This is a genomic window from Brachyspira murdochii DSM 12563 (genome assembly GCF_000092845.1).
In the GTDB taxonomy this organism is placed as follows: Bacteria; Spirochaetota; Brachyspiria; order Brachyspirales; family Brachyspiraceae; genus Brachyspira; species Brachyspira murdochii.
The window spans coordinates 1,467,362-1,492,505 of record NC_014150.1; the positions used below are offsets into that span (position 1 = coordinate 1,467,362).

At 25.0% G+C, this 25,144-nt stretch carries 22 protein-coding genes and 1 tRNA gene; 6 read left to right on the top strand and 17 right to left on the bottom strand.

Annotation, left to right across the window (positions count from 1 at the left end; genetic code table 11):
• Positions 1 to 51: 51 nt before the first annotated feature.
• Complete coding sequence (locus BMUR_RS06360) at positions 52 to 261, top strand: DUF1858 domain-containing protein (RefSeq protein WP_013113778.1); 210 nt, start codon at positions 52 to 54, stop codon at positions 259 to 261.
• A 132-nt stretch (positions 262 to 393) separates the two neighbouring features.
• On the opposite strand, the gene BMUR_RS06365 is transcribed toward BMUR_RS06360, so the two are convergent.
• The 3 genes from BMUR_RS06365 to BMUR_RS06375 all read right to left on the bottom strand — a co-directional run bounded on the left by BMUR_RS06365 (position 394) and on the right by BMUR_RS06375 (position 2,304).
• Complete coding sequence (locus BMUR_RS06365; protein ID WP_013113779.1) at positions 394 to 1,140, bottom strand: DUF3108 domain-containing protein; 747 nt, start codon at positions 1,138 to 1,140, stop codon at positions 394 to 396.
• Between the two features lie 796 nt (positions 1,141 to 1,936).
• A complete protein-coding gene (gene rpsT / locus BMUR_RS06370) occupies positions 1,937 to 2,200 on the bottom strand; it encodes a 30S ribosomal protein S20 (RefSeq protein WP_013113781.1) in 264 nt (87 codons plus the stop codon).
• 29 nt (positions 2,201 to 2,229) lie between these two features.
• Positions 2,230 to 2,304 (bottom strand) — tRNA-Asp (locus BMUR_RS06375).
• A gap of 175 nt (positions 2,305 to 2,479) precedes the next feature.
• Here BMUR_RS06375 and BMUR_RS06380 point away from each other — a divergent pair.
• Positions 2,480 to 2,686: a hypothetical protein gene (locus BMUR_RS06380; RefSeq protein WP_041749990.1), complete on the top strand. Its 207-nt coding sequence runs from the start codon at positions 2,480 to 2,482 to the stop codon at positions 2,684 to 2,686.
• A 286-nt stretch (positions 2,687 to 2,972) separates the two neighbouring features.
• Here the strand turns inward: BMUR_RS06380 and fabV are convergent, their stop codons facing one another.
• From fabV to BMUR_RS06410, 6 genes are all read right to left on the bottom strand, one after another.
• A complete protein-coding gene (fabV, locus tag BMUR_RS06385; protein WP_013113782.1) occupies positions 2,973 to 4,151 on the bottom strand; it encodes an enoyl-ACP reductase FabV in 1,179 nt (392 codons plus the stop codon).
• 107 nt (positions 4,152 to 4,258) lie between these two features.
• Positions 4,259 to 5,368 carry a glycosyltransferase family 2 protein gene (locus BMUR_RS06390; RefSeq protein WP_013113783.1) on the bottom strand — a complete coding sequence of 370 codons (1,110 nt, stop codon included), beginning with the start codon at positions 5,366 to 5,368 and terminating at the stop codon, positions 4,259 to 4,261.
• Between the two features lie 33 nt (positions 5,369 to 5,401).
• Positions 5,402 to 6,112 (bottom strand): hypothetical protein, encoded by a 711-nt coding sequence (locus tag BMUR_RS06395; protein ID WP_013113784.1) that lies wholly within the window; start codon positions 6,110 to 6,112, stop codon positions 5,402 to 5,404.
• Positions 6,113 to 6,169: 57 nt separating this feature from the next.
• A complete protein-coding gene (locus tag BMUR_RS06400; RefSeq protein ID WP_013113785.1) occupies positions 6,170 to 7,117 on the bottom strand; it encodes a hypothetical protein in 948 nt (315 codons plus the stop codon).
• A 35-nt stretch (positions 7,118 to 7,152) separates the two neighbouring features.
• Positions 7,153 to 7,947 carry an MgtC/SapB family protein gene (locus BMUR_RS06405; RefSeq protein ID WP_013113786.1) on the bottom strand — a complete coding sequence of 265 codons (795 nt, stop codon included), beginning with the start codon at positions 7,945 to 7,947 and terminating at the stop codon, positions 7,153 to 7,155.
• Positions 7,948 to 7,971: 24 nt separating this feature from the next.
• A complete protein-coding gene (locus BMUR_RS06410; protein WP_013113787.1) occupies positions 7,972 to 8,394 on the bottom strand; it encodes a PTS sugar transporter subunit IIA in 423 nt (140 codons plus the stop codon).
• A gap of 188 nt (positions 8,395 to 8,582) precedes the next feature.
• On the opposite strand from BMUR_RS06410, the gene BMUR_RS06415 reads away from it, so the two are divergent.
• A complete protein-coding gene (locus BMUR_RS06415) occupies positions 8,583 to 9,035 on the top strand; it encodes a dual specificity protein phosphatase family protein (protein ID WP_013113788.1) in 453 nt (150 codons plus the stop codon).
• Positions 9,036 to 9,665: 630 nt separating this feature from the next.
• Here BMUR_RS06415 and BMUR_RS06420 read toward each other — a convergent pair.
• The 7 genes from BMUR_RS06420 to BMUR_RS06445 form a co-directional block, all read right to left on the bottom strand.
• On the bottom strand, positions 9,666 to 10,778 hold the full coding sequence (locus BMUR_RS06420) for a HEAT repeat domain-containing protein (RefSeq protein ID WP_013113789.1): 1,113 nt from the start codon (positions 10,776 to 10,778) through the stop codon (positions 9,666 to 9,668).
• A gap of 79 nt (positions 10,779 to 10,857) precedes the next feature.
• A complete protein-coding gene (locus tag BMUR_RS06425; protein ID WP_013113790.1) occupies positions 10,858 to 11,460 on the bottom strand; it encodes an OmpA family protein in 603 nt (200 codons plus the stop codon).
• A gap of 21 nt (positions 11,461 to 11,481) precedes the next feature.
• Positions 11,482 to 12,099, bottom strand: coding sequence for an OmpA family protein (locus BMUR_RS06430; RefSeq protein ID WP_013113791.1), 618 nt, complete (start codon positions 12,097 to 12,099; stop codon positions 11,482 to 11,484).
• A gap of 238 nt (positions 12,100 to 12,337) precedes the next feature.
• Positions 12,338 to 14,056, bottom strand: coding sequence for a class I SAM-dependent methyltransferase (locus tag BMUR_RS06435; protein WP_013113792.1), 1,719 nt, complete (start codon positions 14,054 to 14,056; stop codon positions 12,338 to 12,340).
• A 393-nt stretch (positions 14,057 to 14,449) separates the two neighbouring features.
• Positions 14,450 to 14,590, bottom strand: a complete 141-nt coding sequence (locus tag BMUR_RS14745) for a hypothetical protein (RefSeq protein WP_013113793.1) — start codon at positions 14,588 to 14,590, stop codon at positions 14,450 to 14,452.
• A gap of 176 nt (positions 14,591 to 14,766) precedes the next feature.
• Positions 14,767 to 15,198, bottom strand: coding sequence for a PepSY-like domain-containing protein (locus BMUR_RS06440; RefSeq protein WP_013113794.1), 432 nt, complete (start codon positions 15,196 to 15,198; stop codon positions 14,767 to 14,769).
• Between the two features lie 293 nt (positions 15,199 to 15,491).
• Complete coding sequence (locus BMUR_RS06445) at positions 15,492 to 16,775, bottom strand: adenylosuccinate synthase (protein WP_013113795.1); 1,284 nt, start codon at positions 16,773 to 16,775, stop codon at positions 15,492 to 15,494.
• Positions 16,776 to 17,025: 250 nt separating this feature from the next.
• On the opposite strand from BMUR_RS06445, the gene BMUR_RS06450 reads away from it, so the two are divergent.
• From BMUR_RS06450 to mcrC, 3 genes are all read left to right on the top strand, one after another.
• Positions 17,026 to 19,476, top strand: a complete 2,451-nt coding sequence (locus BMUR_RS06450; protein WP_013113796.1) for a tetratricopeptide repeat protein — start codon at positions 17,026 to 17,028, stop codon at positions 19,474 to 19,476.
• Between the two features lie 67 nt (positions 19,477 to 19,543).
• Positions 19,544 to 20,809 carry an AAA family ATPase gene (locus BMUR_RS06455; protein ID WP_013113797.1) on the top strand — a complete coding sequence of 422 codons (1,266 nt, stop codon included), beginning with the start codon at positions 19,544 to 19,546 and terminating at the stop codon, positions 20,807 to 20,809.
• Positions 20,810 to 21,027: 218 nt separating this feature from the next.
• Positions 21,028 to 22,080, top strand: coding sequence for a 5-methylcytosine-specific restriction endonuclease system specificity protein McrC (mcrC, locus tag BMUR_RS06460; RefSeq protein ID WP_013113798.1), 1,053 nt, complete (start codon positions 21,028 to 21,030; stop codon positions 22,078 to 22,080).
• Between the two features lie 5 nt (positions 22,081 to 22,085).
• On the opposite strand, the gene BMUR_RS06465 is transcribed toward mcrC, so the two are convergent.
• Positions 22,086 to 25,139: a tetratricopeptide repeat protein gene (locus BMUR_RS06465; RefSeq protein ID WP_013113799.1), complete on the bottom strand. Its 3,054-nt coding sequence runs from the start codon at positions 25,137 to 25,139 to the stop codon at positions 22,086 to 22,088.
• Positions 25,140 to 25,144: the final 5 nt, after the last annotated feature.

Below are 25,144 nucleotides of genomic sequence, written 5' to 3' on the forward strand. Positions count from 1 at the left end.
AAAAAATCATTTATATATATTATAATATAAAATAAATAAGAGGTAACTATTATGATAAACAAAACTATGAGTATAGGTGAAATTATACAGATATTTCCAGATTCTGTAGAGATAATGATGAATTACGGACTTCATTGCGTTGGCTGTCATGTAGCAAGCTGGGAAAGTTTGGAAGAAGGATGCCGCGGTCATGGAATGAATGATTCCATCATTGAAGCCTTAGTTAAAGAAATTAATACTAAATATGAAGCAAGCAAATAATTTTGTTTTTTAGCTTTATATAACATTAAAAAAGACAGCATATATTGTTATACGCTGTCTTTTATTTTTATAAAATCTTTTAATTATATCAAAAATAAATTTATTAATTTTATAAGTTTTGATACAAGTCTATTATTTTCCGTCTTTATATTCTCTTATTATTCCTCTTACCCTTATTGTAAGACCGTAAACTTTCTGCTCGGCTATGATTACATCAAGAGGAACTTGATTATATTTATCTTTAGAAATCAAGGCATCTGTTCCATATTTATCTTTTTCATAAACTCTTATAGTAGCAAGTTTATCCCTTTGAAGTTTGGTTTTAAGATCTTCACCGTTTTCTATAGTAAATCTTATATCTCTTTTGATATTCTTTCCTTCAAGCCAATTAACTTTAAATGTGCCTATATTTTTATCAACAAAACGCATGAAAAATACTAAAGATAAAGCATCATAAGCCATACCGCTGAACTCTATCTTTTCATCAGTTGTTCTTTTATCATTAAAGAGATAATAGTTTTTATAAAAAGTTAAAGTTTCATTATTTGTCCATTCACCTTCTGAAGTATCTTTTTTAAGAACTAAAGGACTAAAATCATTCGTAGAAACCCAAGCCTCAAATACATCGCTTACTTTATAAACCCAATTAGCAGCACCAGTAGTATAAACATGGGCATAAAGATGATAGGCTGGTATTCCGTTTACATTGCTTATTGCTAGGACTTTAGCTTCAAGTGTTCCTACCTTGCCGCTTATATTAAATTCCGGAACTTGTGCTAAAACATCATATTTTATATATTCGCCTACTTTAAATGTTTGATTGTATCCAAATATCATATTTGAAATTAAAAGGGTAATTATAAAAATATATTTTTTCATAATAATATAATCTCCTTTATAAAGATAAAATTATCATCTATATTATATATACTCAAAAAAATAGATTTTGTCAACCGTATACTATAACATCATTTTTTTTGAAATACTTAAATATTTTATAGATTAAAAAAATATGCACGCAAATACAGCTATAAGATTTGTTAAAAATATAATGATGCATATGCAAAAAATTAAAGCATAAATTTATTTCTCACTTTCTTAATTATTAAATATTTTATCTTTTAAATATTTTTCTGTGCTGTCATTTTTTTAATCATAATCATTGCTTTGAATGTGTAATGATGCTTTATGAGTATAGCATTATAAGTAAAAAACTGCATTAAATTATTAGATTATAAAATTATATAGCTATTAAATAATTAAAATGTCATTATATTAAAAAAGCCCATGCATTATGCATAGGCTAATAAAAAGGAAAAAAAATTAAACTATTTATTCTTCTATACTATCAACTAGTATATCATTATATTCATTAATAAGTAAATTATATTCTTCATCATCTATAACTGTGCAGTCATTATTTATGCTGTTTAATAATTTTGTCATATGAAAATCCTCCGTTTTTTAATTAATATATCCTAATATTTTATGTGATAAAATTATTATATATTGTAATAAATAATTACTTTCTTATATTCTTATATTTTTAATATAAGAAATAAGCAAATAAATACAATAACTTTTTACATAAAATTTAAAAAATACTAAATATGTTAAAATAAAAAGACCTATACACAATCAAGCGTATAGGTCTCATTAAATTCAAAATAAAAAATTAATTCATAGCGTTAATTTTTTTCATCATATCAGATTTTTTGGCAGCAGCTCTATTAGAGTGTATAACAGATTTTCTAGCAGCTTTATCTAAAGCACTTGCATATTTTTTAAATTCTGTTATAGCTGAAGACTTATCATTACTTTCTATAGATTTAACAACTTTCTTTTTTTGAGTATTTAAGAAACTTTTAATTTTTCTATTATAAAGATTTCTAACTTCGTTTTGTCTTAATCTTTTAGATGCTGAAGCTATATTAGGCATTATATTTCTCCGTGATTTATATAAAAAAGCGGAGTTGACGGGGCTCGAACCCGCGGCCTCCTGCGTGACAGGCAGGCGCTCTAACCAAACTGAGCTACAACTCCAAACTAGTTAATGAATGCTTGTATTATACTACAAAATTATTTTTTGTCAAGCGGATAATTTAAAAAAATTAATATTATTTTCTTAATATATAAAAAACCATATATAAAATGTTTATTAAATCATAAAATTAATATATTATTAATCATTATCTTATCTATAAAGAAGAATAAAAACATGAAAAAAATAATAAAACTTATAATAATATTTACTATTCTAATATCTTCCAATATAACAGCCGCAAATATCGTATATATAACTAAAACTGGAAAAAAATACCATATTCAAAATTGCAGAACCATAAAAGGTGAAGCATATAAAATCTCATTATCAGAGGCAAAAAATAAAGGATACACTCCTTGTAAGGTATGCAAGCCATACTAACTAATAAATGAATAATAAACAATTAGAGATAAATATTAGTGTTTTAAATAGTTATCTGTTTGCTAAAGAAGGACATGAACCTATTTAAAAAACTTAATTCAGTAAGACATGACTGTAATAAAGAGACTTTTGAATATATTAAAATTCTTAATACTTTTAAGTATTAATGATAAACAATAAAACAATCAAATATAAAAATGCATAACAATAAATAAAAAAAGCGAAGCTCAAATATAAATATTCAAACTCCGCCAGTAATCTAATTTATTTAAAATTTATTATAATATCATATCTTAACGTCCAGACTATAATCAATACCCTCTTCATCAAAACCATGCATATTCATATAGTCTTTTCTAAATAATGCTAAATCTGCTATTTCTTTTACATTATATTTTGTAAGTTTATTCCACTCATCTAAAACTTCTTTCTGAACATCTTCTCTTAATTCCCAGTCATCTAGTCTTATCCTGTTATCACTGTCAACTGGTACTTCTTCGCCATTAAAAAGTTTTTCACTTATAAGTCTGTACATCTGCTCTATACAGCCCTCATGAATACCTTTCTTTTGCATAACCTTAAATAATATACCTATATAAAGAGGAACTGTAGGTATAACAGCAGAAGACCTAGTTACAACAGCCTTATTTACTGATACATAAGCATGACCTTTTACTTTCTCCTGCATCTCTTTATCTAATTCATGAGCAGTTGCCTCAAGATGATCTTTAGCCTTTCCTATAGTACCGTCTCTGTATACAGCTTTAGTCATTTCAGGACCTATATAAGAATATGCTATATTTATGGCATTTTCAGAAAGCATATCGGCATTAAGCAAAGCATCAGTCCATAATTTCCAGTCTTCGCCGCCCATAACTTTAACAGTAGATTTTATATCGTCTTCATTTGCAGGATCTATTGATACCTCAAGAAGTTCTTCTGTCATAAAATCAACACCTATACCATTATATTTTTTTCCTATAGGTTTTAATGATGAACGGTAAACTGTTCCTGTAGCTTCATCAGTTCTTACAGGTGCTGCCAAACTGTATATCACTAAATCTATTTTCTCTCCGTTAAAAAATGATTTAGCCTCTTTAATTACTTCCTCTTTTGAAGCATTTAAAAAAGCGTCAAGTATCAAGTTTTTATCTTTAACTCCATCTTTTTCAGCAAATGAAGAAAAAGCCTCATTATTGTACCAGCCCGGCGTAGCAGTTCTTCTTTCTGTAGCAGCCTTCTCAAATGATACACTCAAAGTTTTAGCCCCAAGTCCGTAGCTTATTGCTATTCTGCTTGCAAGTCCGTATCCGCCTGAAGCTCCCAATATAAGAGCGTTTTTAACATTTGATTTTACTTTAGGTTGTGATTTCACATAATTTATCTGCTTTTCAACTTCTTTAGCACAGCCTAGAGGGTGGGCAGTGATACATATATTATTTAAAATTTTTGGCTCTACTACCATATATTTATTCTCCTATCATTTTTTATTATATTCAACTTAACTTCAATACTTTATAATGAAATTACTTTTTTTTCAATTATTCAATTATTAAAAGATTAGTAATTATATCATTTCCAATTTTTCTCTGCAAGCTTATCCAAATTAACTTTTTTATACTTCTCTCTCAAAGTAATAGAAGGTATCCACCAAGCAACATCAAATACTTTTTTCTTAATAGATTCTATTTTGTCTAAATATACATTATAGTCATCATAAGTTTTCATTATATACATACTATAAGCATAAAAAGCATGTTTTTTTCTGTCGATTTCCGGATTAAGACTTTTCATAAGCTCATGACATTTTTTATAAAACTCATTTTTATTATCAGCCTTATAATTATTAAAAGTATGCATTAATGACAAAAAATTATAATAGTTACAGTCTATTAGTAATTCATTTCTATTTTCTTTATAGTATTCGTATACATTCTTAAAAACCTCCAATATGGCAATAGGTATTTTAGAAGTATGAGATACATTTCCAGCAAGAGATGTACTTCTTTGCAAATAATAATATTTAGCATTATTGTTATAATACATCTTTGGATTATTGGCTAATATTCTGTAAAATATATCAATATCTTCAGCAATCCTTACTTTTGAATATACTAATTTATTTTTTTGTAAAAATTCTTTTTTATAGAGTTTATTCCAAGAAACAGCAAGCGGATATTGCGGAGTATTTTCTTTTTCTGAAGTATTTACATTAAAATAACTAACGCCTTCAAAACAAGTATCATTATAGTCTTTTTTCCATTTTTCTAATCTATTATGATAATATGGTTTTATATATCCTTTATTTTCATTAACTGTATATATATTGTTGGTAAAAACTATATCAGCATTATATTTTACCGCTGTATCATATAGATACTCTATATAATCATTAGAAATAAAATCATCGGAATCTATAAAAGAAACATATTCTGATTTGCTATCATAAAATCCTGTATTCCTTGAAAATCCAAGACCTTGATTTTCTTCATGATTAATAAGTTTTATTCTTTTGTCTTTTTGAATATACTCAAGCACTATATCTTTAGAGCCGTCTGTTGAGCAGTCATTTACACATATTATCTCTATATCTTTTAATGTCTGATTTATTATACTATCTAAACATTTTTTTAAATAATTCTCCACATTGTATATTGGAACAATTACAGAAACTTTTATCATAATAAAAACCTTATAAAAATATAATTATATAAATTATTCCCAAGATATTCTGTACTCTTCATCTTGTTTATTATACTGAGAATATGAAGTATCTGTGATATTAAAAGTAAGTTTCAAAGCATTGTCAGTAAAAACGACTTTAAGTGTAAAATTATAAACTGTTCCGCTTTCATTGGTAAAACTTTCTGTTTTTGTAAAAACTGCATCTTCAGTGTATGGATTAGTTATATCAATATATGCATCCGGAAAATAGCTCCAAGATATTCTATCAGAAGTTACAGTTACATTATATGATTTATCTTTATTATAATAAACACCTATTCTCTCACTTATTTTTATATTTGTACTATCTGATTTCTTTTGAAAATATACTTCATTTCCTGAATATCTCAATGTAAAATATAAAAAATCTATAAAATACGTATTAGGTTCTACTCCATTTATAGTCTCTTTTATATCAAATGAAAAAGTTTTATTTGTGCTTTCAGGGTCTCCCAAAAAATATGTACCTAAATTATTTGCAATATTATTTCTGCTGCCTATGAAATTAATATTTCCAGTATCAAATATTATAAAGTCAAGTTTTATATCTTCTTCAAAGTTTACATTAAGAGAATATCTTCCTGCTCTGTCTTTAAGTTTCAGCTTGCTTTTAATACCTGTAGTCAAATTACTGCATGATAAACATGATAAAAAAAAGATGAAAAATATAAAAAATACTATAGAATGTTTAATATATTTCATAAATACTATCCGAATATTATTATAACAATATTATATCAAAAATATAATAAATGTAAATTAATAAACTTTAATATTGTTTTCAAATCTTTTATCTGATATTAGATTATTTAAATAATTTATATCATCATATGTAATAAATATATTTCTTTTTCTCTTTATAGTTTCCAAAAACAAATCAATTAAGTCATTATTATTTTCTTCTTTTTTTATTTCTTCTTCTAATAATGAAAAATTTTCTATGAATATATTAAATGAATTATAATGTTTAAAAAACATTTTTATAAGTTCATATCTGTTTTTTATATTATAATTACTATTTTCTTTATTATTATTTTTATTATTTTCTTTTAAGTTCATCTCATGAACTTTGTAAATAAAATCTCTAACAGCCATATTCTTTTTAACAGCATAATCAAAATTAAAATCATTATAATCAGCAATATATGCATTTCTATATATATTTCCAGTAATAAGTATTTTTATAATATGCTCAATAACAAAAATAAAAATATCTATCTTTCTGCTGAAGAATGCTCTTGAAGAAAAAGAAAAACTATTATTATAAATAAAAACTATATCTATAATATTACTTTCATCATTAAAAACTGAGTTAATATTTATATTATTATCTGAAGTGCATAATATTGATAATTTTTCTATGCTTTTATTTCTATTTTCTGGAAACAACTTATTTAAAATATTATCCTTATTTTTTTCAAGTATATCATTAACAAAGTCAATACATTCTATAATCATACTATTATCAATTACAGCCGAATACTCATAATGCTCTATTATACCGCTTATAGTTTTGCTTATAGACATTATCTCATAATCATTAACTTTATAAAACTCAAAAAAATGAAGATCGCTTATATACCAAATTAAATTAGCCAAGTAATTATATTTATTTGAAATCAAAGTAAGAGGATAAAGAGATATTTCTTTTTCTTCTTCTACAACATTATTATCAATAATAAAATTTTTTATGTATATTTTTTCCATAAATTAAAACTTTTAATTATATTTTTTGATTTTTTCTACTTTTTTATAGAATGAAAATCAATTTTATCTCTCATACGTTTTAATATTTTTATAGGTTTTATACCCAAACTTTTTAATATATTTTCTATATTAGCATAATCAAGACTAGGTACAAATATATGAACCTTGCTTATGAGATTTGGAGATAATACAATATTTTTATCATTATTTTCTGCCTCTTTCCAGCCCAATATTTCAAAATTAATAAGCTTTATACCGAATCTGTCAAGTTCTGTTTCTATGTCTATTTTGGAAGAGCATTCTACTAGATAAATTATTGACTTCTTCTTATTTGCTATAAAATACGGAATAAAGAATCTATAAATAGAAGTGCTTAAAAATATACAAATGCATCCTATCGCAGATAATACCCACTGACCAGAGCCTATAACTATTCCAAGACATGCAGTAACCCATACTATAGCAGCAGTCGTTATACCATGAAGTTTGCCCCTATTTTGTATAATCATACCAGCACCTAAAAATCCTATACCAGATACAATCTGAGCAGATATTCTGTTGTAATCTGGCGTAGTATACAAAAGCTCGCTTCCGATTCTAATAAGCTCCTCATTTTTTAGCATTATAGCATGAGCAAAAACATCTTCATAACATGATAAAATAGCAGCCCCCATACATACTATACTTGTAGTTCTGCTTCCTATAGGTTTTTTATGCTGTGCTCTCTCCCAGCCTATAAATATACCCATTATATATGCTAATAGTATTCTTACAGTTATCTCTAATATACTGTAGTCCGCTAATACATGTTTGATAGATTCTTTTATCATAAAGTATATTATACATCAAAAAAATTAAAAATCTATATCCTTATATATTTCATTTTCATTTTTAGAATATAATGTTATAGAATCTTTAGAAACACTTATAAGCTCATCTATAAGTTTTTTTGTATTATCATGCATATCTGAAGAAAAATATTCTATAACCATATCAAGATTCATACCGCTTATAAGACAAATATTATCATTTTTTCTATAAAATTTGCTCGCTATATTAAAAGGAGTTCCGCCGTATATATCTGTCATTATTAAAATATTTTTATCTTTATGCTTATCTAATACTGATACCAATTTTTCCTCTACATCATTAAAAGTATCATCAACATGCATGGAAACAATATCATAATCTGATAAATCGCCTAGTATCATTTTTGTAGACTCTATAAGTGCAGATGCCAAATTACCATGGCTCATTAATATTAAATTGGGCTTCATAATAAAAGATCCTCCTGTACTTAAAAATCATTCACATACTATAAATATAATAATTGTTTTTAATTATTCAATTCAAATGTAAACAAAATTTGTATTTTGTCGTAATATTTTTACAATATATCAGTCTTTAAGAAAAGTGATTGACAAAATAAAACCTTTGATTATATTTTTAAAAGGAGTGTAGAGATATGCAGAAATTATATGATAATCTATATGTAGGCGGCGATAGCGACTGCAGAAAATTTAAAGGTGCTATAGTTCATGCCTGTCAAAGTTGTTTTGTTAATGGCGTACATGGTAATATAGGAGATAAAAAAGTTTTTGAAAGTAATAATGATCTTTATTTGAATCTGCTAGATATATCAAGTCTTTCATTTGATTATGCTTTTCCAATGATAAAAAGATCCATTGAGTTTATAGATGAACATATAAAAGATATGGAAGTACTAATACACTGTAATTTCGGAATGTCAAGGTCTCCTTCTATAGCATTATTATATATGGCGAGAAAAGGATATATAAAAAATAATTCTTTTAAAGATGCATTAAATGATTTCCGTAAAATATACAAATATTATTCACCCGGTATGGGAATGTATAATTATTTTGACAGATACTGGAAAGAAATTATGACATTTTAAAAAATAAATAATAAAGTATTAAATATAAAATAAATGAGATTTAAATAAAGTTTAGAACTTTACTATCACTCCCCTCCCTTTAAACTTTTTAATAATATCTGTTATTTCGGCATAGTTTTTATATCTTCACTTTTACTGTTATTGGAACACCCACCCAAGCGATTTTTTTATTAAAAGTGCCAATCAACGCACGGTTAATTAGTTTTTATATATAAAATAATTACTAATTCTAATTTGTATTATATATAAATGTTTTATGCTCCGTGCGTGGCAAAAAGTGCAAATATAAATAAAGCTAGGGTGGGGTTGCTTTTTATATGATGACTTACAAATTTAATTAAAATATAAAAGAAAAAATAAAGCTTTTAAATCTAAAAGGGCGGGGATTAAAACAAAATTTTGAAAATTATTTTAACTCCCACCCTCTAAATTCTTTAACTTATACTGTTATTTGTAACTTCTTTTATTTCTTTAGCTTTTACTGTTATTCTGGCTGCCCACCCAAGTGCGTTTTAAATTTGTAATGCTATTACCTAATCTTTATGAGTAATGAAAATTAGAATTATTAATGAATTTTTATTCAAACAATCTACACTACGTGCGTATAAAATAATATATTATTTGAAATTATTAATTGCTCTCTTTATCAGATGCTTTACCAGATAAAGCTTCTTCTATTGTAGTACCACTCTGACTGCTGTCATCACCTACTATAGATTTAGCTAAGTTCTTTATTTTATCACTTGCAGAAGATGCAGCTAATGTTTTTATAGCCTCATACATATTTCCAGTAGGAGGAGAGTCTTTATACAAATTAAGTATTTCTGTAGTAATAGCCTCAGAATTATCATTTTTAAGTCTGTAAAGCAAAAGCTCCTCAATTTCAGGTTCAGATTTATAATTATTCAAAGCCTTAATAGCGTATATTCTTACAGAATCGCTGTCATTTTTGGCAGCTTCAATTATATTTTCTTTTACATCTCCATAAGCACTATACTCTGGAAGTATATATATAACTCTTGCTGTAATTTCTGGTAAATCCTCTGCCAATAGTTTTTGAAGTATTTCATAATTTTCAGCACTAGGATAAGCCCCCAACGCTACAACCCCCATATAACGCACCAAAGCAGGCTCTCCAGCATTCTGAGATGCATTACGGCAAATTTCTTCTCCTTTAGGGTTTTTAGTCTCGCTGAAATATCTTAATATTTCAACTTTCGTAGAAGAGGCAGCTGTATTATTTGTATATTTTTCAAGAAGATAATCAGCAGCAGCTTCCGATTTCATAGCACCTAATGCATTTATCATACTATCTAGTACTAATCCTGAAGCATTTGTAATCTCTGCCATTATACCGCTTTCAAACTGAATATCCGGATAAATAGAACATAAATAATAAGCCTCTTTTCTTACATTATCATTTTCATCTTTTATAGCATATTCTATTATAGTTTTTGCATTATCATTTTTTATTTGTTTAAAGAAATTGATAATTTCGGTTTTTACTCTGCTATTCATCTCTTCTGGGTAATAATTTGCAAGCATAGCAATATCCGCTTCATTTTTTGTTCTTCTTATTTTACTGATGGTTGATATTTTCTGTGAAGGAGTTCCGTATTTAAAAGCATTTTCATATTCTGCATTAGGCAGGTAAGATACTGTATTTTCTATTTCATTAGTTTGAGAAAAAGCTGAAAATGATACCGCTATTAAAAATAAAAAACTAAAAATAATATTTTTCATAAATAAAAATTTCCTTAAAAGTTTAAAACCCCCTTTTATTTCTAAAAGGGGGTTTATTTTTATATTTTAGAAATAAAAATTAATTTCCTTGATATGTGCTTTCTTGTCTTACATCAATCTGAGATATATATGTATTATACTTAACCATATCATCATCATTTTCTATTATGACAAACTCATATCTTCTCAAATCATTTTGAGTAGGATATTCCGGAAGTGCTTCGCCCAAAGGACTTTCTATTACTCTCTCAGAAGCAACACCTTTATCTAAAAGGTATTTTTTTCCGTTTTTAGCCCTTACAACCGATAAATTGTAATTGTAAGGATAAGCTATTCCTCTATTGCTTGTATGTGCTTCCAAAATTATATTTGCATTAGTATTTTTATCCAAGAACTCCATTACTTGTGCAAATGTTATATCAGCAGATGCAGGTATATTAGTTTCTACTAATTTAAATATAATTTTCGGATTAGTCTCAAGTACCCTTCCTCTGTCAGTATCTCTTATATAAGTATTTTCAGGCAAATAAAGCACAGCAGCTTCTTTCTCTTCGTTTTCTTCTTCAACTGCTGGGGTAGGCTCTTCTGCTATAACGACATCTTCAGGAGTACTGCTTTCAGGGGTACTCTTACAGGCTATGACAAAGATCAATAAAGTAAAAATAAATATGATTTTTTTCATTATATTGTTAAAACCTCGGCATTAATTTGTTTCTTTATTAATGTCGACAGTTTTAGCAAAATCGTTATATTTTTTCAAATCATCTTCATCCATTATAATGATAAATTCACATCTTCTATTTTCTTTAAGGGTAGGATATTCAGGCAAAGCCTCTCCAAAAGCATTTTTTAATAATCTGCTGTTTTCAGAGCCTAATTTTATTATATAATTAAAGCTAGTATCTGCCCTTCTTTGAGAAAGCTGATAATTATAAGGTGCAGGGCCCTCTTTGCTGGAATTACCTTCTACCATTATTCTTATATTTGGATTATTTTTTATTATTTGATAAACTAAATTATAAGCCTCTTTATAGCTTCCTATTTCTACAGTATTATCAAATCCGAATTTTACTTCATAAGAAGCATTCCCACTTTTGCCTATATCTGTTTTAGATTTAGGATCATGAAGAACTAATACCTTACCTCTTGGTGTTTCTTTAACTGCGGCTCCGTCAGGTAAGGTATAACCTTTAGCATTTTGATTATTAGCTTCTGTTGTTTTAAATCCGCTTCCTTCTTCCGGACCAGTGGCTACAGGGGCACTTTTACATGCTGCTATAGATATAAAGATTAAAGACATAATTAAAATTATTTTTTTCATGATTACTTTTCCTTAGTATCATATTTTTATATTGTTACATGAAAGTTAAAACAATTAACATAACACATAAATTATAACAAATTCATAATTATATTTGTAAAATATAACTATTATATGTTATAAAACTTTATCGTATTTATATTTAAACATGATAACAAAAAAATAATTAATACTTTTATATAAATTTAATTAACTTATTATTATAAACAATATATACTTAAATCATAAGATATTATAATCATTTTTTATTATTTTGATATATACACTCGAATGTGTCGCCTAAATTTTTCTTTTTTGCTGAAGCATTATATATTTGGGAAAGTAATTTATTTTTACTGATAAATTTTAAATTAAATATATCACAAAATCTGCTATAATAAATACTTTGATTCTCTAGGCTTATACATTTTAATGAATATTTTGATAAAAATATATCCAAAGATTTAGGATTAGCCTCAAAAGCATGATCGCTTGGTACTATAGGAAAATAATTTTTATTAAATCTTCCGCTAATACCATAACCATTAGGGGTAGCAAAAGCTAATATACCATCATCTTTTAGAGAATATAGTATACGTTCTAAAATATTTTCAAAATTATATATATGCTCTATAACATACCAAGCTGTTATTATGTCGTATTCTTTTTCTTTATACTCAAAATCAAGAAGCGAACAGTTATGAACATTGAGTTTAAGGGTATCTCGGCAGTATGATGAAGCATATTCGCTTATTTCTATACCTTCAGTTTCATAACCGAATTCTCTTGACTCATTAAGAAAAAAACCCATAGCACTTCCAATATCAAGAACTTTACCCTTTGGCTTTAATTTTTTTATTTTTTCTAAACGTCTTCTTGCTAATGCTGTTAGATTTTTGCTGTCTTCTTCATAAGTCTTACCATATTGATTTTTATAATCCTCTACAAAATATTTGGAAGAATAATCAGTAAACGGAGAAAGAAAATATTTTCTAAACAAAGTATGACATTTTAAGCAGCTGTAAAGATTAGACTCTATATTTCTATTTTTCATCTCTATATTGGAACTTCCGCAGAATGGACATTTTATATCTTTAAAATCTTTTATATTATCTATTATTGTTTTGATACGCTCGAGAGATTTTTCGGTATTTATAGACTTGCCGTTTTCCAAATACTTACTTTGAGTATCTTTATTAAATAAAAAATCTTTTAATTTTAAAACTGCTTCGTCAGTATTAACATTTTCAAAAAAACCCAAATTAAAAAATAATTCATCTTTGCTCATAGCCAAATCATTATGATATTTTGTAGGAGAAAGAAGCACTGTAGGTATTGAAGCTTCTATACATTCAAATGCTGTAAGACCAAAATATGTTATAACTGCACTGTAGGGACTTACAAATATATCTGGGCTAAAATCTTTATACTTTATATTACTGTATCCGCTTTCTCCGTCCCTTTCTATAAGAACAAAATTTTTATCTTCTATTTTACTTATAATATCTATTGCCTTCTTTTTCAAATCATTATTAAATCCTAAATAAAGAAGAACTGGAGCATTTTCATCATATTTAGGTTTTATATTAGAATTAAGTATAGTAGCTATAAAAGGTTTTATATTAACTTCTTTAGAACTATCTATATTTGGGAGCATCTCTATTACTATATCAGCAAAAACTCTTTCACTTCCTACACTGTCTATTATTATAACATTACTTATGGTTTTTAATTCTTTTATGAACTTAGATTCTACTTCTCGGCTATCTACTATTATCAAATACGGATTTAATGATTTTATTTCATTATATTTACAGCTTTTAATAGTTTTATCTTTAAATAAATCGCTGTTATCGTTAATAGAAGAAAATATAAAATTATAGTATTCTTTAAGCCTGTCCGCAATAAATTTCATACGGGTAATATGTCCAAACCCGTATATTGTACCTATATCTGTTATTATACATATATTCTGCATGAAAACTAACTATTTCTAAATTTTTTCATAAAATGATGTTAGATATTATATAATAAAAAAATATAATTACAAACAAATATTTCATTTAGAAAAACTTAAATATTTATACTTGTTTTTACTCTTGATTAGCTCAATTTACAAATGTTTTTAAATTTAAAACATTCTTTAACGCACGTTCAATCGATCACTATATATAAATTGATTATTAATTCTAATTCACATAATATATAAAATTTCATGCTGCGTGCGTGCACTAAAGTCATAAATTTAAATTACACTTGGGCGGGATTGATTTTGATGTAAAGGTTTACAGATTTAATTAAAACATAACAAAAAAATAAAGCTTTTAAATATAAAAGGGCGGGGATTTAAATAAAGTTTGAAAATTTCTTCTCATTCCCCACCCTCTAAATTCTTTAATTTTATACTGTTATTAAAAAAAATTTTTTCTTTTTTAGCTTTTACTGTTACTTTAGCACCCACCCAAGCGTTTTTTAATTTTTGTAATATTCTTAACTTTATTCTTATATACATAAAATTAAAATACTAAATTCATTGATATAAAAAATACATTCTGCGTGCATAGAATAAAGTGGGAATTTAAATAATGCTATGTAAGGGATTACTTTTATTATTTTTTTGAACTGTAACTTTAAATTAAGAGAGAACTATTTTTAGCTCTCCCTTTTTTTAGTAATATATATATACTATTAGTCGTCAAATTTTTGTCCCATTAAATGTCCGTCAGAAGTTATAAACAATTCCATAAAATTATTTAATTTCACTTTGTAATTGCCCCATTCTTTTTCTGCCTCTATTATTACAGCATTAGGATAAGTATTTTTTATAGTGTTTGCTACAGACTGAGGTAAAGCACTGAAAGGAACTGTGTTGTACTCACCGTCTATACTGTTCCACTCTCCATTATACAAAAAGTCTATTTTAGAACCGTTTGATAATTTTACTTCAAATTTTCCGTCATCTCTTTCTTCTTTCCATATCTGAGCATTAGGATAAACTTTCTGTATAAAGTTTCTAGCATTCTCTGGAAGTGAAGAAGCGGGAACTATCCAATCAGCAAAAGCACTTGAAGTAGAAATAATAGTCAAAGTTATTAATAAAGCAAATAATTTTTTAGTCATAGTAAATCTCCTTTTAATTTGTTTTCATATGTTCTTGTAAATTATCTTTACAATTATAAGTATAGCCTAAAAGCAGATTTTGTCAATATATTTTACCTAAATTTTACAAAAAATTTAGGTAAAATATATAATTTTTGTAATTATTTAATACATTTGATACATTACTCTATAATTATATATAAAATTATCAAGATAAAGTAAAATTTATTTACTTTAAGGATTGTTATATACAAAAAAGCCCGCATTTATAGAAAAATAAATACAGGCTTTTTAATATTAAAAATTAATTATAATCAAAAAATCTTCTTAACTATTATAGTCTCTTCTCTGCTGGCACCGACAGACACTATAGATATATCTGTTTCTATTACTTCGCTTAATCTTTTTAAATACTTTTTAGCATTTTCTGGGAGTTTATCATATTCTCTAATTTCTCTAGTGCTAGTTTTCCAGCCTTCAAACTCTTCATACACTGGCTCAGCTTTTGAAAGTATATCCAAATCTGCAGGATAACCTTCTAATATCTCACCATTATATTTGTAGGCAACACATATTTTTAATTTATCCAAATCATCTAATATATCAAGCCTAGTTACAGCAATAGAATCAAGTCCGTTCACATAGGAAGCATATTTTACAACGCAGGCATCAAGCCAACCGCATCTTCTTGGTCTTCCAGTAACAGTGCCGTACTCTCCGCCTTTGTCTCTTATAGCCTGTCCTATATCATCATGAAGCTCTGAAGGGAAAGGTCCTTCTCCCACTCTAGTAGAATAAGCCTTTACAACTCCTATAACATTATCAATCTTTCTAGGTCCCACACCTGAACCAGTACAAGCTCCTCCGGCAGCAGGGTAAGATGATGTTACATAAGGATAAGTACCATGGTCTAAGTCAAGCATAGTAGCCTGAGCTCCTTCAAACAATATATTTTTTTTCTCTTTAATAGCTTTATTTAATATTGTAGTAGTATCAGCGACATAAGGTTTTAATCTCTCAGCATATTCCAAATACTCTTTTAAAAGTGCATCATAATCAAATCCGTCATGATTATAAACTTTTTTAAGGAGTTTATTTTTAAGCTCAAGATTAAACTTTAATTTTTTAGCAAAAACTTCTTTATTCATCAAATCAACTATTCTTATACCCAAACGGCTGGATTTATCCATATAACAAGGACCTATACCGTTTTTAGTAGTACCTAATTTATTTTCTCCAAGATCCTCTTCCTGAAGTTCATCAAGAAGCCTATGATAAGGCATTAATACATGAGCCCTGTTAGAAATTTTAAGATTAGATATATTAACTTTCTTCTCAGCAAGAGCGTCTATTTCACCCAAAAAAACTTTAGGTTCTATAACAACTCCATTACCTATAACGCAAACTTTATCGTTATAAAGTATACCAGAAGGTAAAAGTCTTAATTTATATTTTACATTATCAACTACAACGGTATGACCTGCATTACTTCCGCCCTGAGAACGAACAACATATTCGCAGTTTTCGGCAAGATAATCCACTATTTTACCTTTGCCCTCATCACCCCATTGAGTTCCTACTATAATTACTGAAGCCATTTTTCAACTCCTTGTTTTATTATGCTAAAATATAAGATTTAAAAAAACTTATAAAAAACACACGATTGCTATTATATGAATATTTTGTAAGAATTTCAAGCTACTTTTAATAGAAATTTCTATTAAAGATAATGTTTTTATTTATAAAGTAATTTTTTAAACATCATTAATATAATTATATATTGTTTTAATATTTTTATAATGCTTTATAATAAAGTAGATTTAAAACTTAAAATATTTTGGATTATTTATGACTGAAGAATTAAAAGCAAAAATACAAAAATTAATATTAGAAGAAAATTATGAAGAAGCAATAAAGCTATGTGATGAAGCCATTGAAAAAGATGATAAAGATGAGGACGCATATTTCAATATGGCTTTTGCAAAAATAAATTTGCAGAGATATAAAGAAGCTATAGAGGGCTACAGTAAAGTTATAGAATTAAATAATAAAAATGAAATAGCGTATATAAATAGAAGTGTATGTTATGAAATTAATAAACAATATAAAGAAGCAATTAGTGATTTGGATAATGTTATTAAATTAAATCAATATAATGAAAAAGCATATTTTTATAGAGGAATAGATAAAAATTTTATTGGTTTATATGAAGATGCTATAAATGATTTTTCTATAGCTATTTCAATAATCAATTCATATAGAAATAGTTACAGTAATATAGATTTTTCTAGTATGCTTAAATCATATTCAAATTTAAATAATATTATATTAGATAATAATTTTTTACAAGCACTAGGTGAAAATGCCAAAAAATTTATTTTTAATAAAATAAATATTTATAATAAATTATTAGATACAAAAAATATATATATTTTATCTTTCTATAATAGAGCTTTAACAAAAATGTTTTTACAATTAAATAAGGAAGCATTTGATGATTTTAATATTGTTATACAATTAAATCCTACTTTTTTTGAGGCATATTTTTCAAGAGGATTATTAAAATCTAATTTGGCTATGGATAAGGAAGCCATAGAAGATTATAAAAAAGTAATAGAATTAAATCCAAAGTATATAGACGCATATATTAATATAGCAATATCAAATTCAATTTTATATGGATATGATAAAGCTATGGAATATTTTGATAAAGCAATATCTATAAATAAAAATTATTCATCTATATATTTGAATAGGGGAATGATAAAAGCATTTTATAATAAATATACAGAATCTATAGAAGACTTTAATACAGCTATACAGATATCAAGTGATAATCCAATAATTTATTTTTATAAATCTAAATCATTATATAATTTAAGATTATATAATGAATCTATTGAAAATGCTGAAAAAGCTATTAACTTATATAATAAATATATGAATGCACATTATGTAAAAATATTATCAAAAGCTAAATTAAAAAAATATATAGAATTTATTGATGATTTAAAGAATGTAGCAGCAATTAACCCTGACTTTTCAAATAATTTTATAACTGATATTATGAATTTACTAGAAACATATTCAAATATAGAAACAATATTTCAATTGCTAATAGAAAATGAAAATATTATATTATGGAAAAATGAACCTATAACAAATTTAATTTCTCGTTTTGAAGAGAGTAAAAATTTTGATGATAAACTTAAAGAAAATATAAAATATCTTTTGTTATACGAATATCTTTTACTTAAACTTTTAACTTTTGACACTGAAGAAGAAAATAATAATATAGAAATATCGCATTATACTTCTTTAGATATTCTTCAATTATTATTAAATGTTAAAGAAAATACAAAAGAAAGCGGAAATATAAGGATAAATAATATAACAACTGCTAATGATCCTAAAGAAGGTAAAATTTTAGAAAGTATTTTAAATAAAAATAATATATATATAAAAATAGAAAATGATGAAAAAGCTTTAACTCTTCAGACATCATATTCAAGGAATAAAGATTCTCTTACAATGTTTAGACTATACGGAAAAAAAGAAAATAAAGAAGCTACAGGTGTATGCTTAGTTTTAGATAATAAATATTTTAACAATTCATATACTTCTCCTTATTCTTATGAATTTAAGTTAAAAATAGAAAATAATAAAATTTCAATAAATGAAAAAATTAATAAAGAAAAATTACAAGAAAATAAAAGAAATCTATATTGGGTGCTTTATTATAATGAAAAAGAAAATCAGATTATATACAATAAAGAAAAATCTAAATATGCAAGTAATATTATTGATTTGAATGATTTGAATAATGATGATTATAAATTAGAATTAAAAGAAGATGATAAAAAAGAAGATATGATTAAATATGCATTTGCAAAAATATTTTATTATACAAGAGAAATTAAAAAACAAATAGAAAACCAAAAAAATAATGAAATTTATAAAAATATTAAAAGTCAATTATACAGCTATTTATTTGAAAACATAAAATACATAATAAAGCATGAAGCATTCTTTGAAGAACAGGAACTTAGAATGCTTGTAACAAATGATTATAAGTCTGATGAAATATTAATTGACAATGATAATAAAAAGCTCTATATTGATTATATAAAACTTTTTAATGAAAATACTAATTATATAAAAGAAATAATAATAGGCTCAAAAGTAGAAAACAATGAGGCAGTTGCCGAATATATAAGAAAATTACTTCACTTAAAAAATACTGAAGATAATAAATTAGATGATATAAAGGTAAGCATATCAGAAGCCCCTTTAAGATAATTTTTATAATATAATTTTTATTGTAAAATAAAATAGCTAATATATATATCATTTATTTGGAGTAAATATGAAAGAAGAATTAAATAATGAACAACTAGAATCAGTATATGATGTAATGGAGCAAATATATAATGGTGAAATTAAAAGAACAGAAGGAATTAATGAATGTTTGAAAATAGATGTTAAAGGAATATACAAATATAGTTCATTTAATTTTTTATACGGAATATATAGGTGCATGAGAAAAGGTGTAGGATTTAAAAGAAGTTTTAAATTAAATGTACTGCAATTTATCATTAAAAAAATAGGAAAACTACATGGTATTAAAGAACTAGAAAAATCATTAATTTCAACAAAAGAATATATAAAATATCATTATCCATTTAATAAAGATAAATCTGATAATTTAGTAAAAGTATGTAAAGAAATAATTGAAAAAAATAATATTAAAGATATATCATTTGATAATTTGTTTGAAGATGAAAAAACAGATGATGAAGAAATTACACAAACTAATGATAAATCGGATAATTCATATAGTAAAGAAAATTTCCTTAATGAAGTTTTTATATCTGAAGAAAAGTACGACACTATTTATAATTTATTAAAAAGAAAAAAGAATATTATTTTTCAAGGCTCGCCCGGAGTAGGTAAAACTTTTCTTGCCAAAAAACTTGCTTACTCAATAATTGGAGAAGCCGATGACAGTAAAATAAAAATGGTGCAGTTTCATGAAAGCTATTCTTATGAAGATTTTATTATAGGTTATAAGCCTACAGATAAAAACTTTGAATTAAAAAATGGTGTGTTTTATGATTTTTGTCAGAAAGCCTCTTCCGATATGGATAATGATTATTTTTTTATAATAGATGAGATTAACCGCGGAAATATATCTAAAATATTCGGCGAGCTTTTAATGCTTATAGAGGCTGACAATAGAGATGCTGAAATTATACTTCCTTATAATAATGAAAGTTTCAGCGTGCCTAATAATTTGTATATTATAGGTATGATGAATACTGCAGACAGAAGCATTGCTGTTATTGATTATGCACTGCGAAGAAGATTTTGCTTTGTAGATATTGAGCCTGCTTTCGGAAATGAAAAGTTTATAAACTATTTGAAAGAAAAGAATATAAACGATAATCTTATAAATAAAATAAATACAAAGTTTATTGAGTTAAATAATATTATAAAAAATGATAAAATACTAGGCAGAGGCTGTACTATAGGTCATAGTTATTTCTGCGATAAAATAGATGAGGAAGAATACAAAAATATTATAGAATATGAAGTAGCTCCTACATTAAGAGAGTATTGGTTTGATAATTAAGAGAGAGCAGAGAAGGAAATAAAAAAGTTATTGGATATATAATAATACTGTTATTTTTAAATCATAATTATAATTTTTTTATATATTAATAACTCATAATTTTAGATTTGTAAAATTGCAGTCTTTTTGGTTCTCGCCGTAGGCGGGCTTCGCCTGTGCTACAAAAAGAACTTAGGTGCGTGCTAAAGCCCTGCAAATAAAAAATTACTTTTTGATAAATGAATAATAATATAAAAATACCTATTAAAAATATATACTACATGCTCTCTTATGCTTGGAATATTTGGAATATCATCAATGAAGATAATGATAAAAAAGAAATATTCGGTGATGAAAAGTTTGATAATATTTATAATGTTATGGGATATATTCTTAATATCTTTTTAGAAAAATTAATTAAAAGAGGTTTTTATAGAGGCTATATTACTTTGGAAGAGGATTTATCAGTATTAAAAGGAAAAATTAACTTCTCAGAATCTGTAAAAAGAAATACTCATAAAAAGCTGGTATGCAGTTATAATATACTCTCTAATGATATACTCTTTAACCAAATAATAAAATACACTTTAAATAAACTTATTAATTACAAAAATATAGATAATGATATTAAAGAAAAATTAATAAAATTAAATCATTACTTTATAAAGATAAAAAATATAAATGTTAATAACAGAACTTTCAAATTATTAAAATATAATAAAAACAATATGCATTACAAGATTATAATTAATATTTGTAAATTTGTACATAAAAATTTATTAGTTAATAAAAACAGCAGTGAATATTCGTTTATAGATTTTAATGAAGAAAAAAGAATGCATATGCTCTATGAGAAATTTGTTTTAAACTTTTATAAAATATATTTTTTTCATAATAAAAATATAAAAGTAAAAAACAAAACTATAAAATGGAATATTAATGATAATGAATATATACCTATAATGAAAACAGATATTATGATTTACAATAAAGAGAAATGTTTAATAATAGATACAAAGTTTTATAAAAATATATTAATAAAAAATAATGATAAAGTTTCTTTAAGGAGCAGTCATTTATATCAAATATTTTCTTATATGTCTAATATTAATAATTCCTATAAAAGGTTTAAAACTATCAAAGGTATTTTACTTTATCCATTATGTAATGATAATCTTAATAAAGAATACAAGATAAATGATAAATATTTTGCAGTTAATACAATAGATTTAAACTCTGATTTTAATATTATAAAATCAGAGTTAATAAATATTATAAAAAATTATTTTTAATCATATTAAAATGCGGAAGGAGGAAGTCTTTTTATTATCTGAAGATATTTGATAAATCTTTTTATTTTTATGCTTTTATTATTTATGTTCAATGCTTTTTTGTAATACTCAAATGAATTATCATAATACTCTTCAATATTCTTATGCTCTTTATATTTTAGATAATAGCAAATCCCCAAAGAAAAGTAAACCTCATATTCATTTTTTCCATAGTATTTATTTTCTAGAGACAAATTATAATTGTTAATTGCTTTATCTAAATACTCTTCATCTCTTTTATATTTTTTATACATACTTAAATAAATATCTCCTATCAAACTATATGCTTTTATATTTCTAAGCTTTACAGACTGATTTAAATTATCAAATGCATTTTCTATATAATCTATTTTCAAAGTCTTATCATATAAATGCTTTAATATAAGAGCCTTATAATAATTGCATTCAGGATACACTTTATTAATATCCAAAACTCTGCTGAAAGAGTGAAAAGAATGTATAATATATTCGTAGTTTTTAGTTTTTAAATATACTTTGTAGTAAAGAAGCCCAATCTCAAAATAATAATCTATATTGCTTCTTTCAATACCTGATATATACTCCAAATAAAATAAAGTAAGCAAAGCATATCTAGTATTTTTTGTAACATAAAATAAATATCTAAAAAACTCTATGCATAGCCTTATAGAAAATATATCAGTCTCTAAACTGCTTAAACATTTTCCTGCTTTAATTAAATATTTATTTTGTTTATAAATATCATACATAACATTATTGAGTATAAATAAATGCTTATTAGCCAAACTTCTGTTTACAGGTAAAAGAGAATTATATTTATCAAAATAATCATCTATAAAAGCAGTATCTCCATATTCATTAAATAATATAAAATACATACTCTCTAATTTTTTATAAATAGTATCAATTCCTATACCAAGAGACAAAGCTCTTTCATAATATTCTATACTTTTTAATATATATTCATATTTAGTTATATTATCTAAATTATTATTTGTAATTTTTAAGCTGTATAAATCGCCAATACCTTCTAAAGCTATTAATGAAGTTTCATTATATAGAAGAACATTTTCAAAACAAGTCAAAGAATTATTGAATATTCCATTAACATTATAAACACTATATACTATATAATATAAAAATGCTAAATTCTCAATAGCCTTTAAATATGAGCTGTCTAACTCTATAGCTTTAAGATAATTCTTTTCAGCCTCCTTATAATCTTCAAATCTGCTTTCTGTAATTCTATAATGATAAAGAAGTGCCGAATTATAATATAAAGTCTTATCGTATTTATTTATATCATAAGCATAATCAAAATATTCCAAAGAACTTTCAAAATATTTTATGTCATTTGATATTTTGTATTTCTCATAATAAATTATAGCTCTCTGTAAAAAATTATGTATATCATATCTAAATAAATCAGCATTCTTATCAACATATGACAATGCCAAATCAAAATATCTGTCGTCATTATGTTCATCTATATATTTAAGCCTGTATAAATCACTTATAGCAATAAATGATTTTGAAGATTCAAAAAATACTAAAGCCTTATTAAAAAACTCATCTTTAAAATTATATTTAGCACATATATTTTTATCTTCCAAACATTCAGCATATAGATTATAATAAAAAGAGCCTATATTATGATTAATATAGTATGCAAGCATTTTATCATTATTAAGCTCTCCCTCATTAAATAAAGTCTCATAATCATTAATAATCAAATTAAAATAATTGCTGTCATCAAAATAATGAAATGCCAGTCTGTAAAGTTCAAATCTATTAATATATGTATATAAATAATCTCTGTCTATTGCTATTGCTCTGTTATAATAATATATAGCCTCATCAAAATCTTCTTTATGCTTTGTAATTTTAAATTTGCATTCATGAAGATATGCTAAAGAGTTTAATATATCAGTTTCATCTGTATCCAAATGATTAAATGAAGAGAGAGAAGCATTGAAATACAAATTATCTTTTGTATAATCATAGCATATTAAGTACAAATGCCCCATAAAATAATACTTATTATTATTATCTATATTGTTATAATAATTCAAAGCAAGTTCAAAATCTATTTTAGTTCTTGTAAATCTGTATTTAATTGTGTATAAATATCCTAGTAAATTATATAAAATAATATCATTCTCTTTGGCTTCTTGTGTTTGTTTATATAATGAAACAGCCTCTTCATAAAAATTAAAATCACTGCTGTATTTAAACATCAAAGTATATAAAAAACCCAAATTAAGCATAATATTAACATCTCTGCTTATATATGATATTTCCATATAATAATTGACAGCTTTCAAATAATAATCAGAATTTTTTGTAAGTATAAATTTATCTCTATAAAGTTTTGCTAAATCGCATAATGCAAATATATTTTCATTATCTATATTGAGTATTTCAGTATATGCTTCTGCTGCTATATCAAAATATTTTTCTTTTTCTATATTTTGAAATTTGGCTTTATATAACAGATAAATATTGAAGCTTAAATTTATATCATTACCGTTTGATTTTATTACTTCTTTGTATGCATAAAGAGCATTTTTAAAAAATTGATTATCTTTAGTGTTTAAATATTTAAATTGATATAAAAGAGCCAAAATAAAATAAGTAATATCATTCTCATAATGAAGTATTTTATTTATATTCTCCATTGCTATATCATAATAAATATCATCAGAATCATAAATATATCTAGTATAGTATAAAAATGCTGCTTTATTTCTTGCATATATATTAAAGCTGTCTTTAATCATAACAGCATTAAGACTTCCTATAACATTTTCAAAGCTCTCATTATCTCCAGTATAAGCACATTCATCTATATAAGAATCTATAATCTTTTGCAAAACTGCGGTATTATATTTTATATTTAAGCCTTTATCACTATTTTTTAACTTATCTATATAATCATAATAAAAATAAGTATTATCTTCAAAAGTTTCAAAGTTAAATTTTTTAAGAAATGCAAACTCAATATCAGCTTTCATATTATGAATAAAATTATAACAATTCATAATCA